This is a genomic window from Echinicola pacifica DSM 19836 (assembly GCF_000373245.1).
Lineage (GTDB): Bacteria > Bacteroidota > Bacteroidia > Cytophagales > Cyclobacteriaceae > Echinicola > Echinicola pacifica.
Genome location: NZ_KB890754.1, coordinates 389,100 through 409,084 on the forward strand (window position 1 = coordinate 389,100; position 19,985 = coordinate 409,084).

Below are 19,985 nucleotides of genomic sequence, written 5' to 3' on the forward strand. Positions count from 1 at the left end.
AGGCAAAATTCAGAAGTCTATAAACCAAAAATAGCCCTAGCTGTAAGTTTGTCTTTAGCCAATTGCTTTTTTAGCTCTTCTAAATTTGCAAATTTTCTTTCCGCTCTCAAAAAATCTTTGAAATAAACTTTTATTTGTTTGTCGTATAGATTTCCCTCAAAACCAAACAAATGCGCCTCTACCGTTCTTTTTACTCCATCCACGGTGGGTCGATTACCGATATTCAACATGCCGTAGTACTCGGAACTGTCCACGACGATCCTCACCGCATAGGCACCATCGCCAGGAATCAGCTTATAGCTATCTGGCACATGGATATTGGCAGTAGGGAAGTCTATGCTTCTGCCGATTTGTTGGCCCTTGATCACCAGTCCACTGAGCTCGTAGTCTCTCCCCAGAAACTCATGGGCTTCTTCCACTTTTCCTAGGCTTAGCGCCTCACGGATCTTGGTGCTGGAGATGGCGACATGGTCCACGTCCTCACGAAGTATTTCCTCTATGGCAAATCCATAGCGCTTCTGGTTCGCCTTTAGGTGCTCAAAGCTCCCTTCACGGTTTTTACCAAAGCGATGGTCGTATCCGATCACCAATTTTTTGGTCTGCAGTTTATCGATTATCACGCGTTGGATAAACTCCTCGCTGCTGAGTTGAGAGAATTCTTTGGTGAAGGGGATGGTGATGAGATGGTCTATGCCAAATTGCTCCAGCAGGACTGCTTTCTCCTCAAAGGTGGTAAGCAGGCGAAGGTTATGTTCATCGGGATATAAAACCAGGCGTGGATGCGGCCAGAAGGTGAGCAGGACTGTTTCGCCTTGTTCTTGCTCAGCAATCTGACGTATCCGTCCTAGGATCTTCTGGTGACCCAAGTGCACACCATCAAAGGTTCCACTTGTGACCACGGGGTTTTTGATGGAATGAAAATGATCCAGTCCTTCGTATATTTTCATGAATTAGCTTCTTTTTCAGCTTTTATCCTGTCCACTATTTCTTGTACTTCATGCGCTTCAGATAGGTTAAAATCACCTATTCTGGTCCGAACGAGTTTTGACATATAGGCGCCCACTTCCAAGGCTTCACCAAGGTCTCTCGCTAAACTTCGGATATAGGTTCCCTTCGAACAAACGATTTTAAAATCCAGTTCGGGTAATTCTAATCGAGTGATTTCAAAGGTGGATACAGTCACTGGCCTGGGATCCAGCTGGACCTCTATGCCTTTTCTTGCTGATTCATAGACTCTTTTGCCATCTTTTTTGATGGCAGAGTGAGCGGGAGGGATCTGCATGATCTCACCAGTCAGCGCCTTACAGGCCTCGGTTACCTGATCTAAGGTAAGGTGAGCAGGGTCAGCGACTTCTATGATGGGCTGCTCCAAGTCAAAGGAGTCCGTGGTGGCTCCCAAAACAAAGGTGCCGGTATATTCTTTTTCCTGCCCCATATAGTCATTTATGCTTTTGGTTTTCTTGCCGGCACAGATGATCAATAAGCCGGTGGCAAGAGGGTCTAATGTCCCTGCATGCCCCACTTTCTTGATTTTTAGGGCGTTTCTGATTTTTTTGACCACATCAAAAGAGGTCCATTCATAAGGTTTGTTGACGAGAAATACTTCTCCGTAAGGCTCTTGCATATTACATCATTAATCCACCAATGAGTGCTATCGAGCCCACAATGGCGCAATACACGGCAAAATAAATCAACTTGCCTTTCTTGACTATATTGATCATCCAGATACATGCGGCTAGGCCAGCAAGAAAGGCGGCGATAAATCCTGCCGTCAAGCTTACTGCTGAGATGCCTTCGGCAATACTAGGATCCTTGAAAAACTTCAATAACTTAATGGCAGAAGCTCCCAGGATAGGGATCAATACCATCAAAAAGGAAAAACGCGTCGCCCGCTCCTTGTCCACACCGATCAATATCGCAGTGGCTATCGTGGAGCCTGAGCGGCTAATCCCCGGCATGATCGCTATCGTCTGTGCAATACCAATAATTACCGCCTTTGGGAAGGTAACATGGCCTTCACGCTTGGCAGCGAAATGAGAAAATGCCAATAAAACGGCAGTTATCAGCAGCATTCCACCCACAAATACAATATTGCCTCCAAAGAGAGCTTCTATCTCATCCTCAAACAATACGCCCACCACCCCAATAGGAATCATGGATAATAGGATTTTGGTAGCGAACTGCGTGCCCTCATTCCATTGGAATTTCAGCAGGTCCTTAAATATTTCCAAAATGTCTTTTCTGAATACTATGATCGTACTCAGGGCGGTGGCAGCATGTACTACCACGGTAAATAAGAGGTTGTCGGCGGCCTTTACTCCTAATAGGAAAGAGCCTAACTCTATATGTCCACTACTGGATACCGGTAAGAACTCGGTAAGTCCTTGGATGATACCAAGGATAATTGCTTCTATGATGCTCATTTATTTTTCTGATTTGTAAAAAATTGCGTAGAATTCAAAAATAAAACCTGCCAAGGTGATTACTGGCCCAAGGGTCAATCCCATGAAACCAAAACCATGTGGCTCACCATCCAAGGCCATAATGACAAAACCGCCAATGATAATGGCTATTCCAATCAACATGAGCTGGTAGTTTTTTCTGGAAAAGGGTAAGTTGTTTTTATTCATTTTAGTATAGTTCGTCTAAGGACATTCTCAAATATTTGTTGACAGCTCTTAGCGTGCTGAAAAAGGATAAAATGGATCCTAATAAAATCAGCCCACCAAATAGGATGAACTGCAATTGATTGTTTTGTAATAAGGCAAAGCCATCAATATTGGCCTTGGCATAGATGATAAGTCCAAATAGCATCGCCGAGGCGATAATTCCTGCCATAGCTCCAAAGAAAAAGGAGCGATTGAGGAATGGCCTACGGATAAATCCCCGCGTGGCTCCCACCAACTGCATGCTGCGAATCAGAAAACGCTGACTAAATAGGGCTAATCGTATCGTATTATTAATAAGGATGATTACCGTAATTACCAAAATTAAGACAAAAGCACCTAATACCATGCTTACCTTGACTAGGTTTTTATTGATGGACTCCACCAGGTCATTCATATAAGTAACCTCAAAGACCCCATCCATTTGCTGAATTTCGGCGACGATGGCTAGCATTTTTTCTGTCGTTTGGTATTCTTCCTTCACCGATAATACATAGCTATCCCGCAGGGGGTTGTCCTTGAGGAACTTGCTGAAGTCTTCACCAGTATCTTCTAAAAAGGTGGCTGCAGCCTCATCCGCAGAGATATAGGAAAGCTGGGCACCATCCTCTTTGACCAGTAGGAAATCCTGCCCTTCCAATGCTTTTTGAAGCTTGCCTCGGTCGGCATCGGTGATGTTTTTGTTTAGAAATACCTGTACTTCTATATTCTCTCGAATGATGGAGGTGAGGGTTTTCGCTTGAATCACAATGACCCCAAACAGCCCTACAATAAACAGGGAAAGAGTAGTGCTGAAAAGCACACTCATAAATTTAAAACTACCTAGCCTTTTCTTTTTTCTGTTCGATTTGCCCATATACCATACAATTGCTCCAAAATTAATCAGCTATCTGATTTAAACCAACCTTATTGACTGAAAATGAAAATCTCTTTTGTCAGCTGCTTCTTCGATTTTATCAAAGTGGACTTTGCTTATCAGCCTTTGCCCACAGGTCTTCCTGCTAAGGTGATAATCCGCGGTTTATATAGTCCAATTATAATCTTCCTTGAGCGATCTTGATTTTAGGTGCTCCGAGCCAAAAAAAAATGAGTTTATACTCATAGTTTTTACCCTTAGTTTTAGAATCAGGAAAAATACACTTGCAGTGGAAAGGGTGGTTTTGGAGGGGGGAATGGTTTATTGTCAGGGAAAATTTGCCATTTGCCTAAAAAAACAAACCTGTTGAAATATTATTTTGAAAAATTTGCGAAATTTTTCTTTTATTTGGGTTTGAGCCCAATGGAAGAATGTTGGCTTTTGATGCTTCTTCTTCCTTCACCCAATAGAGATTATGAAAGAGATTGTAGAGTTTATAAATGCTCTCGTTTGGAGCAACGCACTGATTGTTTTATGCCTTCTTGCTGGAATTTATTTTTCTATCACCACGCGCTTTTTGCAGGTTACCTATTTGGGAGAAATGATACGCTTGCTTTTCAAGGGGCAGTCCTCGGATAAGGGAGTTTCTTCGTTTCAGGCCTTTGCCATTGCGATCAGTGGCAGAGTGGGGACAGGGAATATCGCTGGTGTGGCCACGGCTATCGCAATGGGTGGACCAGGGGCGATTTTCTGGATGTGGGTGATTGCCTTTTTAGGCGCTGCATCGGCATTTGTAGAGTCCACTTTAGGCCAGATCTATAAGGAGGTGGATAATGGACAATATCGCGGTGGGCCTGCTTTTTATATCGAAAAAGGCCTAAAGGTAAAGTGGTATGCAGTTTTATTTGCCCTTACCACCATCTTGAGTACCGCCGTCCTGATGCCAGGGGTACAGAGCAATAGTATCGCGCTAAGCGTGAAAAATGCCTTCCAAATCGACCCAGTTTTTACTGGTATTGGGGTGACAGCCGTGTTGGCTTTGATTATTATTGGAGGCGTGAAGCGCATTAGCAAGGTGGCAGAGGTGGTGATTCCATTTATGGCCGCAGCTTATATTCTTATGGCACTAGTGATCATTGGACTTAATATTACCGAGGTGCCAGAGATTTTTGCACTGATCATCAAATCAGCTTTCAATATGGAATCCGCATTTAGTGGTGTATTCGGGATGGCGATTGCCTGGGGGGTGAAGCGAGGAATATATTCCAATGAGGCAGGACAGGGGACTGCCCCTCATGCAGCGGCAGCAGCAGAGGTGAGTCATCCTGTTAAGCAAGGATTAGTGCAGGGCTTTTCGGTGTACGTTGATACGCTATTTGTATGCACTGCCACTGCCCTGATGATCTTATTTACGGGCCAATATAATGTAATCCATCCCGAGGGCGGGTTCTTAGTAGAGAATCTCCCCGGCGTGGAATTTGGTGCTGAATATACCCAATACGCTGTGGCCACGCAGTTTCCCTCTATCGGCAGTGGTTTCGTTGCCGTATCCTTATTGTTTTTTGCCTTTACCACCATTATGGCTTATTACTATATCGCAGAGACCAATCTGTCCTACCTGAATCGGGGCAAAAATAGAGTTTGGAGTCTTTGGGCTTTAAGAGCTTTGATATTAATAGCGACTTTCTATGGCACGATCCGAACGGCCAAACTTGCCTGGACCATGGGCGATATTGGGGTGGGTTTAATGGCCTGGCTCAATATCATAGCGATTCTGCTCTTACGAAAGCCTGTAATGAGAGCTTTTGAAGATTATAAACGCCAAAAGAAAGAAGGCAAAGATCCTGTGTTTAAAGCCAAAGAAGCAGGAGTGGAGAATGCCGACTTCTGGGACTAATGCTCATGAAAACAAAGTAGCCTAGCCGCTGATTTCAACCACCGGCATTATAGGGTTAAATGAAGCGGGGCTTTGCCCCAAATATATGCGATCTCCTATAGGCTGAGCTTCTGCAGAAGAGGATCTACCTGATAGGTTGATCAATATTTATTATGCTGATACTAATAGGATAAGGAAACAGGACATTGTTATTCCCAGATTCCTTTAGGAACTATTTCCAGGACATTGCCGAAGGGATCGTCGAAATAGATACTTTCCAGTCCTTCCTTCCAATCCTGAGTATGGGTAATTTTTATTCCTTTGGCAAGGAGTTCTTTTTTTGCAGCGTCATATTCTTCAGCAGGAACCTCCAGCGCGATATGCTGCTTGCCGTAGGCAAAATGGGGCGGGAGGTTTTCTTCATTTTTGGTAACCTCAGGAATGAAACATAGCAATACAGAGCTTCCACATCTAAAAAAGATATGCCGATCATCTTCTCGTGAAATGATCGGCATATCCAATAATCCATTATAAAATGCCTCTGCCTGATCCAGGTCGGTGAGGTATATACACGTTTCTTTGATTTGGGAATAGTTCATACGATACGATTAATGATCCACATGATCAGATTAATATACCGCCAATAAAGCTAAACCTGTGCCAAAGGGTAGGGATTTATAGCAAAGTATGAAGCAGAAATAAACGAAGTCCTTCTCTATAGCCTTTTGTTTTAAGGAACGAAGGCTATAGAATTCCATAATGTCTCAGTGGAAGAAGCTTAAGCTAAGGCGTAATTTAGATTTAAGGCATCCACTATTTCTTGCTCAATATCATTATCCCCTAAGGATATCACCGAAAGTTGGTGCTGATTAAGGTAATCCTGATGGGCAAAAAGCTGCTCGGAACCGGTATTCCAGATTTTCCAATAGCCAGCATCCGTAGAGATAATTCCTTCAGCGCCTGCGAGGGTGGCGAGGCTCTTTTGGTCATTTGAGCGCAGCAATACTTTAAGAGGGCTTAATTCCGGACTTTGGCTGGTAGGAACCTGACCATTTAGGAGGTCATAGCGATATCCCTTGCCAGCGGGAAGTCTGCGAAGGTCAGCATATACCGATGCGCCAGTGGGGAAGCTTCCGGCCCCTTTGCCTATTAGCACTTGTTCTCCTAGGTTTTCTGAATTTATTTTGACCGCATTATACTCGTTTTGCACTAGGAATAGTGGGTCATTACTATTGACGAAAGTGGGGAGAATATAGGCTTGGCAGCCGGATGGGCTTTGGCTGGCGCTGCCGATGAGCTTGATGGATAGGTGGAGCGCTTTCGCTAATTGTATATCGGCAGAACGAATAGATTGGACGCCGATAGTCAGTATTTTTTGAGGGGCTATATAATTGCCAAAGGCATGAAGAGCAAGAATGGAGAGCTTACTACTCACATCGCTGCCATTGATGTCCAGGGTAGGGTCTGCCTCTGCAAAGCCATTTTCCTGAGCCTGCTTTACCGCTTGGTCAAAGTCCAGGCCATCCAAGCTCAATCTGCTCAGGATATAATTAGAGGAGCCATTAAGAATTCCCTTGATGGAGGTGATTTGGTCTCCGTCATAGTGGCTGTCCAAGGTGTGAATGATAGGAATCCCTGCCGCAGCGGCAGCTTCATAGAGCAGTACACCTCCATATTGGTATTGCAAGGCAATCAATTCAGGAAGGTGATCAGCAATCATTTTTTTATTTGCGGAGACCACTTTCTTTCCTTGTTTAAGGAGTTGAGTGACGTAGTCATACGCTTGGTCAGGATCAGAGATCAGCTCGGTGATGATATCATATTCTCCATTGAGAATGTCCCCTGGGTCATAGGATAGGGGTAATCCCTCCAGCCTTTCTTTAGAAGAGTCCCTCACCACGATGCAGGTCGGCGTGAGATTGCCTTCATGCTTTTTGGCTATTTCATAATAGCCTTGCCCAACTACACCAAATCCAAAAAGAGCTGTTTTCTTAGTCATTATTTTCCAGGTAAAAAGATTTTAGAATATAATTGATTTGCTCGTTTTCCACCAGGAAAGCGTCATGGCCATAGATGGAGGAGATTTCTCTATATGTACCCTTGGGGACATGCTGGCTGATAAACTGGGATTCCTCTTTATTGAAGAGCATATCGGTATTGATGCCAATGGAAAGAACCTTTGACTTGATTTCTGAGAGGGCCTTTGCAGTGCCTCCACGTGCACGTCCAAGGTCATGGCTGTCCATGGCTTTGGTCAGTACCCAGTAGGAGAGGGCATTGAATCGGTTGGCAAGTTTTACGCCTTGGTAGCGCAGGTAGCTGCTGACCTTAAAGTGATCGGTTTTTTCCTCAGACTCACTTTGGCTAGCCTGGAAGATTTCCTGATGACGATAGCTGAGCATTCCAATGGCCCGAGCGGTTTCAAGGCCTTTTTTGCCTGCATCGGGACGCTTCTCGCCCCAGGTGCAATCAGACTCGATGGCCATACGCTGCGCTTCGTTGAAGCCTATGGTCCATGGAGAGGTTTTAGCGTTGGAGGCTACGATGATGGTGTTTTTAACTTTCTCCTGAAGAATATAGGACCATTCCAAGGCTACCTGCCCGCCGAGGGATCCACCTATAATGGTGTCTATGCTCTCTATCCCCAAATGCTCTCTAAGTCGGTCAAAAGCTGCGGCCATATCTCGGGTGGCGAGATTAGGGAAATCGTAATAATAGGCCTTGCCTGTGACAGGATTGGTGCTTAGTGGCTGAGTCGAGCCATAGCAGGAGCCCAGGTTATTGGCACATACAATAAAGTATTTGGTGGGATCAAAGAATTTATCTTCACCCACCAGGCCACTCCACCACTCCTGTACATTGGAGTCGCCGGTAAGGGCATGGAGCACCCAGATGACATTATCCTTCTTTGGCGTCAGATGACCCTGAGTCGTATAGCAAAGGTCAAATTCAGGCAATACTTCACCAGATTCCAGTTTTAATTCTTCCTGGCAGTGGAAAGTTTCTTGGCTCATATCAGTAATCAGATACGGTGAGGTTAAATTCATTTTATACTCTATTTTGATGCTGCCCGAGGGCGGCAAGTATCGTCAATAATTAATTTTTAGGGAGTGCAGCAAAAACACTGCGAGATTGGGAGATCAACACATACAGAAACACATTCGACCCTTGGAGGTCTGAATAGGCTCTATCAAAATAGATTGTTGGAAAGTAAGTAGATGTAATTGTGCTGTTTGAAGTATCCTTTTAATAAAATTCATGATTAAGAATTTATATTTCCAAATGCGGATATTCACATTTGGCAGGAATTGGCACCTTGGATTTTCCAGGTTGCCAGAGGGTCTTCGAGCCTGTCTCTCACCTCTTCTGTATAAATCCCTATACTTTATAAAAAGTAAAAGGATACCACAAATAAACAATGGGATTTTCGATTTTGCAAGTTTCTTACCAAAGGAATTATAAATTTTTATCCTTCCCAAAAACCCCATAAAATCGATAGGGAAAGGGTTTTGTAGGCGCTTTCCCATAGGAAATTGATCATTATGAGGCGCTTAATGATGAGCAAAAGCGTAAGGAAATGAAATATTATAACCAGTCTTTATTTGAACCATATTGGCTCCAGTCCAATCGCTAAAATTCAAATGGCAAATCAAAATCTTTAGGAGAGGCTATTTTCTGGTCCGACGTTGATACCTGCCCCTTCCTTTGGAGGATAAAACCTCCTTATTCTAGGTGAGTATTTTAGAAATAAATCAGAGTAGGGGCTTAGGAAATATTGATTGGGCGGGAATAAGCAAAAAAGAAGAGCGGGGATTCCCGCTCTTCTATATTATTTAAATGATTGGTGGCTTCCAAGGACCTTATATGCCTTGTGTTTGCTTCTTCTTATTTACTTTGTTTTGACTCTTATGAGGCCGGTTTTTTCCAAAAGTACCTCTTTTAATTTTTCCTCTTCTGCTTTTAATATCGCCTTTTCCCATTCTACTTATCTTGGTTTTACGGTTATAAGATTGATTTAATATTATCTCTAAGTTAAGAGGACTATAAGAGATAAGCAAGGTGAAAATCGATTGTTTTAGGATTAATAGAGGAAATTATAGGTGATAATTACTGATAATATAGATTTTTGGAAATATAGGCTGCTGAAACTCAAGGAGGGCCTACTGGTCATTCAGAGCTATCTCAATCACCCCATCTTTATATGCATTGGGATATTTGGCTTTGGCAGAGATTTTATTGAGCACGGTGATGCTTTCGATAGTCGTAGGGACAATCTTCTGGACATCCCTCAGATCGGTTTTCCTGCCATTGACATAGTAGGTCACCTTGGATAAGTCATTTTGGCCGATAGCAGGCGCCGCCTTCGGCTTCAGTAGTTTGGCAGGTTCCTCCTTTGCGGAATAGCCCATTACGGTGATCTTTTTAATACGATTGGGATTAGGAGGGCTTACCTTTGCTAAGTCAAATTTGATCGGCACCTTAATTTGAGTACTTACTGCTTTGCCATTTACTTTGGCGGGAGTCCACGGGAGCGATTGCTCCAATAGTCTGACCGCTTCTTCATCTGCTCCGGCGCCGATACCACTGATTACCTTTACTTCCCTTGCAATGCCCGTGGAGCCAATGATACAGGAAAGATATACCGTACCTTCCACCTTATTATTGATCGCGGCCATTGGGTATTCCATATTGGAAGAAATATAATTATGCCACCTTTTGGCCCCTCCATTTGGATAGGGGATTTCATCTACCTCAGTGATCACCGGCTCCCTGGAGGGAGGTATGCTGCTGGTGCCGAGCTGGGAAGCGGAGAATGTCCTCGTCTCAAATACCACTGGCAATTCCACCAAGGTGCTGATTGGGCTGCCGTCCTTTAATGCTGGCTTCCATTTTGGGATGTCTTTAGAATTAAATAGTCTCAGGACTTCATCATCCAGTCCCATTCCCATAGATTCCTTTAGGATAGGGGATTTGATATTTCCCTCTCGATCCACGATAAATTCCACTAAGACGGTTCCATCAGCTTCCAATTCACGCGCTATAATGGGGAAGCTTAGGTTTCTGGAAATAAAGTTGACCATGGATTCCTGATCACTGATAGGCTGTGGTTGCTGATCTGGACTGATCGCTAGATCAGGATCCGAATAATTCTTTGCAAAATGACTGTTCCCCTTTAGGACATCGATCATTTCCAGTACTTGCTTATGTTCTTTATGGTCATCGATATCCGTAAATTCATAACCTAAATAACCAAGCTGAGCGGAGACTTTACCATTCTCCAATCCTGAGATATATTCATAATGCTTAGGGTTGGTGATTTTGAAGACCCTGGTGCCCACCTGGATGGTGTCCCGGGCTTGAAGGATTTGGTTTTCGATTACTTTGATGTTAATGCTAGAGAGAGAGTTTATCAGGGGGCTCTGATCAGTAGTTTTCATGGAGACCAGCGCCATCAGCATTCCCGTAAGTGGGATTACCATCAGGAGTTTAACCCAGTTTTTTCGGTTCGATTTCTTCATCATCATGATTCTTTTTAGGGTAGAGGACCGAATAAAGTGGTTTCCTACCGGAAGGTCCAATCCCTTAAAGGCGATTTTGACAATGAGATTGGGGTAAAGATCTTTGTTCATAGAATTTTTGAGGACCTTGGCATCGGCAGAAAATTCATGGGTATCGATCAGGGCAGAGCGCATCAGGTGAATGCCTGGATTGAACCAAAAGAGGATGGTCAGTACCTGATAGAACAGCATGTCCCAGCTGTGTTTTTGGCGGATATGTTCTTTTTCGTGGTTTAAGATCTGCTCTTTCTCCTCGGGAGCCAGAGACTGGGTATCATCCCAGAATATCTTATCAAAGAAGGAAAATACAGGAGTCATCCCAAAGGTGGGGATCAGAAAATAATTCCCTTGGAGCTTATAAATGGTTTGGTACCAGCCTTTTTCGGACAATAAGCGCAGCTGCAGGAGTTGCCATAATAAATGGATGACCAAAAGTGTGCAGATAAAGAGATAAGCTAGGAGGAGGTAATCTCCCCATTCGAGCAGTATAGGAAGCTTGGTGCTTTCTACGAGCACTTCAGGCAGCCCAAAAGTGGCCGCTACATCCTCTTGCTGCTCACTGGCATGAATGGCCTGCATAAACTCCAGATTTTGCAGGGAAATGGAGGGCTTCGAGAAGTCCACGGGGATTTTGAGCAATGGAAATAATAAGGCCAGGACTGGAGTAACCAATAAAAATATACGTGAATAATTAAAGGCCTTTTCCCCACGGAGAAAACACCAGTAAATTCCGAAAAAAAAGAGTAGGCAGAAAGAACTCTGCCAGATATAATCAATCAGAAAAACCATGGGTTTATTTTACATTGTCCTTAAGTTCATCAAGTATCTTTTCAATTTCTTTCATGTCCATCTGTTCGTCTTTTGCAAAAAAGGAAGCTAGCTTGGTAAATGAGCCACCAAAGTATCCAGATAGTAAATTTTTAATGGAGAAACTTCGGTACTGATCTTTGGATACGATAGGGAAATACTCGTGTGATTTTCCATAAGCCTTGTGCTTGACAAAACCTTTACGCTCCAATATTCGGATGATAGTTGATACAGTATTGTAGGCAGGCTTGGGCTCTGTCATCTTTACTAGAATGTCCTTGACAAATCCTTTTTCGATCTCCCAAAGAATTTGCATGACTTGTTCTTCTGCTCTTGTTAACTCTCTCATTTTTTCTCAATTCTGGTTATTTTTCCCTGTTAACTTAATCATTTAGTTTGTAAATAACAAGAAAGGGATACTAATTACCATTGACCTTATCAATATATAAATAGTTTTTTAGTTTCGCAACTATTACAATAGTTTGAATTAATAAATTAGTTGATATAGGGCAAAAAAAAACCTCCGTATGAGGGAGGTTTTGAGTGGCTTACTTTAGGCAGGCCTTAGTTTTATGATCCTAGTGAAATGCAGTAGCTTAACCACCGGATAGGTAGGGTCAAATTCGTACCACTTCACCGCAAAATTGGGTCGGTTGGGAAGTTTATGGTGGTTGTTTTGAAACAGCTCACCGAGCATTAGGACATCCAGCAACAGGCTGTTTTTGGATTGGTCATTATTGTCAAAATTGGCGTAGCCGTACTTATGTCCACTCCAGTTTACAATAGCCCCATGAACTGGGCCCATCAGAAAGTGAATAGGAAGAAGGAAGTACATCCACCAGTGCGTGCCTGGCAGGTGAAAAACGCTAATGCTAAGCACGTATATGGCTACATAAAGAAGTCCCCAAGCTAATCTGACGAACATACTATCGGCCATACGGTCGAATTTGTTCCAGTCAGGCACGTCTTTTGAGAACCTTTCTTCCGGCATCAGACGGAAGCTGAAGTATTCATTATATATGTTTTTGGTTTTCCACATCATGGTGAAAAGGTTTTCGGTATGATGTGGGCTGTGTGGATCTTTAGGGGTGTCACTGTAGGCATGATGCATACGGTGAAGGATGGCATAAGCTCTTGGGGAGAGGTAAGAACTGCCCTGACACATCCAAGTGAAAAGGTAGAAGAACTTTTCCCAATACTTATTCATAATGAACATCTGGTGAGCCGCATAGCGGTGCAGAAAGAAACTCTGGCAAAACAAAGAGAAATACCAGTGAAGGAGGAAGAATACTATTAATATCACGAAATTTAGAATTGATTTAGATTACAAAGATAATTCCTTCTATCGGAAATAGTTAATGCCAATGGAGTTATTTTGAAAAACATGACATAATTCATAATTTTTGGCGAAAATTTGATTGTTTGCTTATTCAAAAACGGGTATAATGCATAATTATTGAACAGTAACTACCTAAAACAATAAAATGTATGAGTGCAAAAACTAATAGTTGGGGAAGTATTCTTATCCAATTGATCATTGCGGGATTAGCGGTAATTATTACGGGCTATCTATTGCCGGGTGTTCATGTTGAGGATTTTTGGGTGGCCGTGATTATAGCGGCAGTTCTTAGCTTGCTGAATTTCACTGTAAAACCCATTTTGATTTTTCTCACCATACCTATTACGGTGGTCACGCTTGGCTTATTTCTTTTAGTGATCAATGCCCTTATTATCATGCTGGCTGCTGCCATCATCCCCGGATTTGTGGTAGATGGTTTTTGGTGGGCACTGCTTTTTAGTTTGATATTATCTATAATAAATGCCCTTTTTGGCGTTTCTTTGTTTGAAAGAGATTAATACCTAAATAATTAAAAATTCACCATTTACATTAAAAATTCACAAGTGGATTTTGTTTTATGGTAATTAGTTGTAAATTAATTACTTATATATGGTAAATGCGTCTAGACTCGCTCTAGTTATTTTTATATTAAGTTTGATATTTGTTGAAACACCCTTTTGATTAAAGCATATGTTGTACAAAAATGATGGGTTTAATCCCGAAACCATTGAAAGCTTAAAAGCAGAGCTTAAGAGTGCAGGTAAGCCCTATAAAATAGTGCCATCCGATGCCAACAGCGAAGAGTTCGTCAACTTTTACTTTATTGGAATGTTTGAAGGACGAGAGGTGATTTATGATGCAGCTCTTTATACTTTGAGGTTACACCACTCTAGTGAAATTTACGAATTGGCAGAGCACAAAGCCGCGCAAAAATTCCCCAACTTTAAGGGGATCCATTATGAAGAAGATGAAAACGGAAACCTTAAACCTCTCAATAGCGATGAGGAAGAGGTGGGCTGGTTTATCACCGAAATCATCATGGAGCTCGAGGAAGATGAGGCAGTGAAAGTGCAGGAATTTGTCGATATCGATACCAACCATGACTTTGGGATAGGTGTGGATGCGGCACTTCATCTGGATCAGGTGACTGAAGGTTCCATTATTAAGTTTATCAAAGAATTCAATGATGATACCTTGGTACTCGACGAGACCCTGTTCTCCTACCAGTCAGAAGATGTAGAAGAGTAATCCAAGTAAAATCATTAGACAGATTATTGCCCTTAATATCGACCTTTCTATTCTTTTAATCACCCTGGATTTGGAATGGAAACAGGTCTAGTTTCCCTACTTCTTAAGGATGGGAGCATTGGGCTATATCCTTGTCCCTTCAGTAAAACATTATACCTTGACCGTTTGTTGTGAAGCAACAAACGGTTTTTGTTGTTTATAGAAGGAGGTAGGTTAGGAACTTCTCTCTCAAACTGGAATTATAATAGCATGCTCAAAATAGCTTGGTCCGAAAAATACGCCCATCCACTTCCTCAAGGCCATCGTTTTCCAATGGAAAAATATGAATTGCTCCCTCAGCAATTGTTGTATGAGGGCACGATCGGGGAGGAGAATCTCTTTATTCCCAAGGCCTTAGAGGAGCGGTGGCTTCTGAATACGCATAAGCCTGAGTACGTGTCCAAGCTCAGGAACCTTGCGCTGGATAAATCAGAAATTCGAAAAACGGGCTTTCCGCTGAGTCAAGCACTTATCGAAAGAGAAATTCATATTATGGATGGATCTGTACAGGCCTGCTTATATGCCCGGAAGTATGGGATAGCGATGAATAGTGCTGGAGGCACGCACCATGCTTTTACGGATCGGGGAGAGGGTTTTTGTCTATTAAATGATATTGCTATTTCTGCCAATTACCTATTAGACAATCACCTGGCCAATAGAGTGTTGGTGATCGACTTAGATGTGCATCAGGGAAATGGGACTGCGGAAATATTCCAAGATAAGGAGCAGGTGTTTACCTTTAGTATGCATGGCGCGGCCAATTACCCACTGCATAAGGAGCGATCTGACCTTGATGTGCCACTGCCGGACGGCATGGGAGATGCGGAATATTTGGAGGTATTGGATCAGCATCTGGAGCCAGTCATGGATAGCTTTCAGCCCGATTTTTTGATTTATCAGTGTGGAGTGGATGTGCTTGCGAGCGATAAACTAGGGCGGCTGGGCCTTAGTCTGGCGGGCTGCCGATCGAGGGACGAACGTGTCCTGACACTGGCGAAGCGAAAGGGAATTCCTATTATGTGCTGTATGGGAGGTGGCTATTCCGAGAAGATCTCCTTGATCATCGAGGCCCATGCCAATACCTATAGATTAGCGCAATATTTATATTTTTAGGGCTTGATATGCTAAAAAACTGTTATCATATGCAAATAAAATTTGTAGAATCATAAGTTTGTTTATATTTGCGGCAAGTTGAAATAATAAACAATACAAGTGAGAAAAATTAGCAAAGTATTAGGGATTTTAGGAATTGCAGGTGCCTTATTGACAAGCTGCGATAATGGAAGTGGAAGTGCTGCAAATGGCGGTGCTGAATCAGGCAGCAATGCTCAGGTGGATCTAAGCGATCTGAAAATCGCCTATATCAACACGGACAGTGTGATCAACAACTACCAGTTTTTTAAAGACAAATCCGCTGAAATTGCTGAGAAAGGCAAGCGCTACGAAGGCGAATTAGCCAACAGAGCAAAAGGTTTTGAACAAGAGGTGACTAATTTTCAGCAATCTGCTCAAAATATGACGCCTAACCAGTCCAGAGCCAAGCAGGAAGATTTGATGACTAAAGAAAGAAACCTGGTAAGTTATAGAGATAACCTGATGCAGGAGCTTTCAGCAGATGAAGCCAACCTTTACAATCAAGTGTACGACAAAATTCAGGTTTTCTTGAAGGACTACGCCAAAGATAAAGGCTTGGAAATGGTGCTAAGTTATACCAGAGGTGGGGGCGTATGGTATGCCAACGAAACTCTGGATGTAACCACTGAGGTGACTTCTGGTCTGAATGACGCGTATAAGGCAGGTGATACTGCCACGGGTGCAAGTAAAGATTCTACCGCTACGGAGGCAAAATAATCAAACAGCTTCCCCTTAGATGAATTTATAAAGCCCGGTTTTTTACCGGGCTTTTTTCATATCTTATATTATAGTATTTTTATTCTTTCATAGGTAGTATCCGCCTTATAGGCTCAGGTTTATAAGGCTTATTATAGTAAGAGAATAGTGAGTTTGGCAATATACTTGAAGCCCTAATAGTTATAATTGTTTAGGGAAATAAGAACAGTGAAATTTAAATAATCATATTGATGAAGATTACAGAGTTTTTAAAACACAACTACAGGCACTTCAATGCAGCAGCACTGATAGATGCTGCTGAGGGCTATAAAGCTCACCTGGACAATAATGGTAAAATGATGGTGACCCTTGCCGGTGCCATGTCCACCGCCGAATTAGGCATTTCTCTCGCAGAAATGATCCGTCAGGATAAGGTGCAGATCATTACTTGTACGGGTGCCAACCTCGAGGAGGATGTTTTCAATTTGGTAGCTCATGATTATTATGAAAGGGTTCCTCATTACCGACAGCTGACTCCAGAGGACGAGCAAGACCTTCTGGATCGTCATATGAACAGGGTGACGGATACCTGTATTCCTGAAATGGAGGCTATGAGAAGGATCGAAAATGTGATCCTCGACGAGTGGGTGAAGGCTGACGAAGCCGGCGAAAGCTATTTTCCTCATGAGTTTTTCTATAAAATATTGCTTTCTGGAAAACTAGAAAAAGAATACCAAATCGATCCTAAAGACAGCTGGTTGCTAGAGGCTGCGAAAAAAAATCTACCAATTATCGTTCCTGGATGGGAAGATTCCACCCTTGGCAATATGTTTGCTGGTCACGTCATCAGTGGCGACGTAAAAGATGTCCATACCGTAAAAGGCGGTATTCAGTATATGATGTATTTGGCGGATTGGTACACCCAAAATGCTACAGAAGATAGCACAGTGGGCTTCTTCCAGATTGGCGGTGGTATCGCCGGGGATTTCCCGATCTGTGTGGTGCCTATGCTCCATCAGGATCTACAGCGTGATAGCATCCCACTTTGGGGATATTTCTGCCAGATTTCCGATTCCACCACCTCCTATGGATCCTATTCCGGAGCGGTGCCAAATGAGAAAATCACTTGGGGAAAACTGGGTATCGACACCCCGAAATACATCATCGAATCTGATGCGACCATCGTAGCGCCATTAGTATTTGCGATTGTATTAGACCAATAAAATGAAAGTAAACCAGNAATTTAAGAGTGACATTTTAAAAGCAAGCGCCCTTGGGCTGCTTGCTTTTTCTACTTTTTTACCGGCCAAAGGCCAGGGGGTTTTTGCCCTTAAGGAGGTAAATACCCCTTATGATGAGCAACAGCCCGTATTATCTTCCAAAGAAGAGCTGTTCGTCATCGTCGCCTATCATCCAGACAATATCGGTGGATCCAGGGACCTGGGCGATGTCTGGTATAGCAAGAAAAACGCCTTCAACCAATGGCAAGAAACCAAACCAGTCCAAAGTCTTAGTACCTCAGGCTATGACCTCCTGATTGGTTTTCCGGATGATAATACCGCCTTGGTATATCATGATGGAAAACAAAAGAAACATGGAATCCACCTGTATCGAAGGACAGGAGAGACCAGTTGGGAATATGTGAACCAGCTGGATTTTGGCAGCTTTAAGAATAATGGCTCCTCCTTTAGTGCCAGACTTCATCCCTCCGGCTCCATATTGGTGATGTCTATGAATTCCTACGGCACCTTCGGAAATGAGGATATCTATATCAGCTTCAAAAAAGGCGAAGGCAAGTGGACCGTACCCCAAAACCTTGGGCCTGATGTCAATACATTCGAGCAGGAGATGACCCCTTTTCTGGATGATAATAAGCAGGTCCTTTATTTCTCCACCAATGGCCATGGTACCGGCGAAGGCAGAGATATCTTCTATACCCAACGGATGGATGATAGCTGGGAGAAATGGACGACTCCACGAAGATTACAGGAAGATATCAATAGCCAAGGGGTAGAATTGTCTTATTTCATTGATCCCAATAGCCCCTATACGGCTTTTGTGACCACCACACAGAATAGTGAGGGATATGGGGATATCCTGATGAGAAGAAAAGAGGAAATCGTCCTGGAGGATATTCCGGCACCTGCAGATCAGCCTTATTTGGCCTCTAGCTATCCTGTCAGGGAAACTGCCGCAACACCAGTGGAGAGAGCGCCAGTGGAAGAGGAAACTACGATAAGCCTGCCGGCGAAAGAGGAAGCACTTCCAACCATAGCAGTTGATACGGTAAGGAAAGAAGCTGAAGCTCAAAGTAAAGTATTAGAAGTGGTGGTCGCCGAGGTGACCGAGGATCAATCGACGCCTATACCCATCCCCAAAGTGGAGCCTGGAGAACAGGCAAAAACCTTGGAGCCGGGAGCGCTAACCGGCGAGCGACTTAGACTAAGTGTATTGGATAAGGAAAGTATGGCAGAGATCTCCTATAAGGTGAGCCTGAGGGATGCCGACGGTCGTACGATTGAGGTGCTTGATGACCTGATGGGCGTGAAGGAAATTCCTCTGCGAGAGCAGACCGACTTATTAGTAGTTTCTTCTGATCGCTATTTGCCGGAGGCTATAGCTGTGAAGGGCATCAGCGGTGAGCAATTGGTGATGCTTACCCCGGCAAAGGCAGGAATGAGCCTAGTGCTGAGAGATGTATTGTTCGAAAAAGGAACTGCTGAGCTAGCCCAGGAGCAGACTTATGCCTATATCGATAAGCTGGTGGTGTTTATGCAAGAAAATCCTTTGGTGAAAATCAGGCTGGAAGGCCATACTGATAATGTGGGAAATGCCGCCCTCAATAAGCAGCTTTCTATGAACCGTGCCAAAGCCATCAGAGACTATATGGTGGATTCGGGAGTGGCCTTTGAACGAATGATGATCAGAGGAAATGGGGGCGCCGACCCTGTCGCAGACAATGATACCGAAGTGGGAAGAGAGCAAAATAGGAGAGTAGAGATGGTGATCATCAACTGATTCGACTGCCTCTGAAAAATAATAGCATAAAAAAACCGACCGCAGACCCGCGGCCGGTTTTTTTATGCTTTAGCTTCTTATTCTTCCATCTGTTTTTTTAACGTCCTCAGGCCTTCCTGCAGTTGGTTGGAGAGCATCTGCTCCACGCCCATGATTTTCACCACCAGATTCATCGGGTAGGGGCTGACACTGTTGAAGCCCCAGATGACCTTGGTTTGACTGGAAGTGATTTGGTCGGTGATCATATAAGCTCTGTCGGTGCTTTGGAAGGGCTCTATGAATCTCAATTCGTAATCTATCCGCTTATTAGGCACAATTGTTTTAATTTCCTGTTCTCCCTGTCCTACATCCGAATTGGTGGATTTCCACTTGGATACCGCACCCACAGTACCATCCATGCCCATATAGGTCTTTTGCATATGTGGATCTACCTGCATCCAAACGGAGAATTTATCCTGGTTCTTAAGTTTTTTGACATAATCGAAAACCTCTACCACCGGCTTATCAATTATGACACTCACTTCCACGTCCATTTTTTTTGGGATAAAAGCCGCAGCTAGTAGCCCCAGAAGGAGGATACCGATGAGGCCAAAGAGTATGAATTTTAGGATTTTCATATTAATGTAGGTTTTGGGCTAATGAAAATTGGGTAGGTTCATGCGATAAATTCTGCAAAACCAAAATAATATACGTTTAAATTCTGTTAAGATCAATAATATCCTAAGGAATCTCAGTTATTCATTAGGAA

The 19,985-nt window shown here is 43.3% G+C and carries 20 protein-coding genes and 1 riboswitch; of the genes, 7 read left to right on the top strand and 13 right to left on the bottom strand.

Annotated elements, in window-relative coordinates:
• Positions 1–17: 17 nt before the first annotated feature.
• Genes B050_RS0115565 through B050_RS0115585 form a run of 5 tightly spaced genes read right to left on the bottom strand, consistent with a single transcriptional unit; the run spans position 18 to position 3,522 of the window.
• On the bottom strand, positions 18–947 hold the full coding sequence (locus tag B050_RS0115565; RefSeq protein WP_018474870.1) for a bifunctional riboflavin kinase/FAD synthetase: 930 nt from the start codon (positions 945–947) through the stop codon (positions 18–20).
• Positions 944–1,624 carry a tRNA pseudouridine(55) synthase TruB gene (gene truB / locus B050_RS0115570; RefSeq protein ID WP_018474871.1) on the bottom strand — a complete coding sequence of 227 codons (681 nt, stop codon included), beginning with the start codon at positions 1,622–1,624 and terminating at the stop codon, positions 944–946. The genes B050_RS0115565 and truB overlap by 4 nt, the downstream gene beginning before the upstream one ends.
• 1 nt (position 1,625) lies before the next feature.
• The gene (locus B050_RS0115575; RefSeq protein WP_018474872.1) at positions 1,626–2,423 is read right to left on the bottom strand and encodes an undecaprenyl-diphosphate phosphatase; all 798 of its coding nucleotides are present in this window, start codon (positions 2,421–2,423) and stop codon (positions 1,626–1,628) included.
• A complete protein-coding gene (locus tag B050_RS0115580; RefSeq protein ID WP_018474873.1) occupies positions 2,424–2,630 on the bottom strand; it encodes a DUF3098 domain-containing protein in 207 nt (68 codons plus the stop codon).
• A 1-nt stretch (position 2,631) separates the two neighbouring features.
• The gene (locus tag B050_RS0115585) at positions 2,632–3,522 is read right to left on the bottom strand and encodes a cell division protein FtsX (protein WP_018474874.1); all 891 of its coding nucleotides are present in this window, start codon (positions 3,520–3,522) and stop codon (positions 2,632–2,634) included.
• Positions 3,523–3,997: 475 nt separating this feature from the next.
• Here B050_RS0115585 and B050_RS0115595 point away from each other — a divergent pair, with 475 nt between their 5' ends.
• Positions 3,998–5,419: an alanine/glycine:cation symporter family protein gene (locus tag B050_RS0115595; protein ID WP_018474876.1), complete on the top strand. Its 1,422-nt coding sequence runs from the start codon at positions 3,998–4,000 to the stop codon at positions 5,417–5,419.
• A 188-nt stretch (positions 5,420–5,607) separates the two neighbouring features.
• Here B050_RS0115595 and B050_RS0115600 read toward each other — a convergent pair whose 3' ends face one another.
• The 7 genes from B050_RS0115600 to B050_RS0115635 all read right to left on the bottom strand — a co-directional run bounded on the left by B050_RS0115600 (position 5,608) and on the right by B050_RS0115635 (position 13,066).
• The gene (locus B050_RS0115600; RefSeq protein ID WP_018474877.1) at positions 5,608–5,997 is read right to left on the bottom strand and encodes a VOC family protein; all 390 of its coding nucleotides are present in this window, start codon (positions 5,995–5,997) and stop codon (positions 5,608–5,610) included.
• Between the two features lie 179 nt (positions 5,998–6,176).
• On the bottom strand, positions 6,177–7,397 hold the full coding sequence (locus B050_RS0115605) for a homoserine dehydrogenase (RefSeq protein ID WP_018474878.1): 1,221 nt from the start codon (positions 7,395–7,397) through the stop codon (positions 6,177–6,179).
• Positions 7,390–8,445 (bottom strand): homoserine O-acetyltransferase MetX, encoded by a 1,056-nt coding sequence (gene metX / locus B050_RS0115610; RefSeq protein ID WP_026235936.1) that lies wholly within the window; start codon positions 8,443–8,445, stop codon positions 7,390–7,392. The genes B050_RS0115605 and metX overlap by 8 nt, the downstream gene beginning before the upstream one ends.
• Positions 8,446–8,665: 220 nt before the next feature.
• Positions 8,666–8,775, bottom strand: a riboswitch (SAM riboswitch).
• A gap of 483 nt (positions 8,776–9,258) precedes the next feature.
• A complete protein-coding gene (locus tag B050_RS23810) occupies positions 9,259–9,378 on the bottom strand; it encodes a 30S ribosomal protein THX (RefSeq protein ID WP_018474881.1) in 120 nt (39 codons plus the stop codon).
• A gap of 180 nt (positions 9,379–9,558) precedes the next feature.
• Positions 9,559–11,745, bottom strand: coding sequence for a M56 family metallopeptidase (locus B050_RS0115625; RefSeq protein ID WP_018474882.1), 2,187 nt, complete (start codon positions 11,743–11,745; stop codon positions 9,559–9,561).
• A 4-nt stretch (positions 11,746–11,749) separates the two neighbouring features.
• Positions 11,750–12,112, bottom strand: a complete 363-nt coding sequence (locus B050_RS0115630; RefSeq protein WP_018474883.1) for a BlaI/MecI/CopY family transcriptional regulator — start codon at positions 12,110–12,112, stop codon at positions 11,750–11,752.
• A 204-nt stretch (positions 12,113–12,316) separates the two neighbouring features.
• Entirely contained in the window at positions 12,317–13,066 is a 750-nt protein-coding gene (locus B050_RS0115635; protein ID WP_026235937.1) for an acyl-CoA desaturase, read from the bottom strand.
• 185 nt (positions 13,067–13,251) lie between these two features.
• Between B050_RS0115635 and B050_RS0115640 the strand changes: the two genes are divergently transcribed.
• The 6 genes from B050_RS0115640 (at position 13,252) to B050_RS23840 (ending at position 19,237) form a co-directional block, all read left to right on the top strand.
• Complete coding sequence (locus tag B050_RS0115640) at positions 13,252–13,620, top strand: phage holin family protein (protein WP_018474886.1); 369 nt, start codon at positions 13,252–13,254, stop codon at positions 13,618–13,620.
• A gap of 172 nt (positions 13,621–13,792) precedes the next feature.
• Entirely contained in the window at positions 13,793–14,350 is a 558-nt protein-coding gene (locus B050_RS0115645; protein ID WP_018474887.1) for a hypothetical protein, read from the top strand.
• Positions 14,351–14,599: 249 nt separating this feature from the next.
• Positions 14,600–15,502 (top strand): histone deacetylase family protein, encoded by a 903-nt coding sequence (locus B050_RS0115650; protein WP_018474888.1) that lies wholly within the window; start codon positions 14,600–14,602, stop codon positions 15,500–15,502.
• Between the two features lie 99 nt (positions 15,503–15,601).
• Positions 15,602–16,240 (top strand): OmpH family outer membrane protein, encoded by a 639-nt coding sequence (locus B050_RS0115655; RefSeq protein WP_018474889.1) that lies wholly within the window; start codon positions 15,602–15,604, stop codon positions 16,238–16,240.
• A gap of 230 nt (positions 16,241–16,470) precedes the next feature.
• Positions 16,471–17,442: a deoxyhypusine synthase family protein gene (locus B050_RS0115660; RefSeq protein WP_018474890.1), complete on the top strand. Its 972-nt coding sequence runs from the start codon at positions 16,471–16,473 to the stop codon at positions 17,440–17,442.
• 1,453 nt (positions 17,443–18,895) lie between these two features.
• Positions 18,896–19,237 (top strand): OmpA family protein, encoded by a 342-nt coding sequence (locus B050_RS23840; protein ID WP_455423229.1) that lies wholly within the window; start codon positions 18,896–18,898, stop codon positions 19,235–19,237.
• Between the two features lie 77 nt (positions 19,238–19,314).
• On the opposite strand, the gene B050_RS0115670 is transcribed toward B050_RS23840, so the two are convergent.
• The gene (locus B050_RS0115670; RefSeq protein WP_018474892.1) at positions 19,315–19,854 is read right to left on the bottom strand and encodes an SRPBCC family protein; all 540 of its coding nucleotides are present in this window, start codon (positions 19,852–19,854) and stop codon (positions 19,315–19,317) included.
• Between the last annotated feature and the right edge of the window lie 131 nt (positions 19,855–19,985).